The sequence below is a fragment of the Neolewinella agarilytica genome, assembly GCF_900110645.1.
Lineage (GTDB): Bacteria > Bacteroidota > Bacteroidia > Chitinophagales > Saprospiraceae > Neolewinella > Neolewinella agarilytica.
The window spans coordinates 1-1,304 of record NZ_FOFB01000067.1; the positions used below are offsets into that span (position 1 = coordinate 1).

Consider the following 1,304-nt stretch of genomic DNA (forward strand, 5'->3'; position numbering starts at 1 on the left):
GCTGAGATCAGCGCTGCTACTGACGAGACGGGTGATCCACAGGATGACACTGACTCTACACCAGATGACATGAATGACGAAGAGGTTGTTGATAACGACGACATCGACGGTAACGGCATGGAAGGTGGAGATGAAGATGATCACGATATCGAAACGGTCACTATTGAAACCTTCGACCTCGCACTGACGAAAACACTGGCTGCCGGTCAATCTGCCAATGTTCGTCCTGGTGATACGATCGCTTACACGATCACGGTGATCAACCAGGGTGATATTGCTGCGGATAACGTACTGGTTACGGATTACCTTCCAGCAGACATGAGCCTGATCTACGAAGGTGGAGTTACGGGTAACGATGATGCTGGTTGGGCCGCTGCTGCTGCTGGAATCCAGCGCACGCTGACGGTTGCTGCCGGAGATCTGCCTGCAGGTGGTCTTGCTCCCGGAGCAACGGCTTCTGTAGACATTTACCTTACCCTTGCCAGCCCGCTACCTGCCGGATCTACGGTGGATAACTTTGCTGAGATCAGCGACGCGACGGATGAGAACGGTGATGAGCAGGTTGACGAAGACTCTACGCCAGACGACATGAACGACGAGGAAGTTGTCAATGACGACGAAATCGACGGTAACGGTATGGAAGGTGGAGACGAAGATGACCATGATATCGAAACGGTTACCATCGAGACTTTCGACCTTGCGTTGACGAAGACTTTGGCTGCTGGTCAGTCGGTTGATGTCCGTCCCGGTGACACGATCGCTTACACGATTACGGTGATCAACCAGGGTGATATTGCTGCGGATAACGTACTGGTTACGGATTACCTTCCAGCAGACATGAGCCTGATCTACGAAGGTGGAGTTACGGGTAACGATGATGCTGGTTGGGCCGCTGCTGCTGCTGGAATCCAGCGTACGCTGACGGTTGCTGCCGGTGATCTTCCTGCCGGTGGTCTTGCTCCCGGAGCAACGGCTTCTGTAGATATCTATCTGACCCTTGCCAATCCACTTCCTGCGGGCTCTACGATCAGCAACTTTGCTGAGATCAGTGACGCGACGGATGAGAATGGTGACCCACAGGTTGACGAGGACTCTACGCCTGACGACATGAACGATGAGGAAGTTGTCAATGACGACGAAATCGACGGTAATGGTATGGAAGGTGGAGACGAAGATGACCATGACGTTGCAGATGTTGTAGTTCAGGCCTTTGACCTTGCCCTGATCAAAATGCTTGCACCAACGCAGAGTATGTCAGTTGAGCCAGGTGACACGATTGCCTACACGATTACAGTAATCAACCA

1 protein-coding gene is annotated in these 1,304 nt (G+C 52.6%); it reads left to right on the plus strand.

Annotation, left to right across the window (positions count from 1 at the left end; translation table 11 throughout):
• The coding region (locus BM123_RS23740) for a DUF7507 domain-containing protein (RefSeq protein WP_090173625.1) at positions 1–1,304 on the plus strand (1,304 nt) is incomplete at both ends.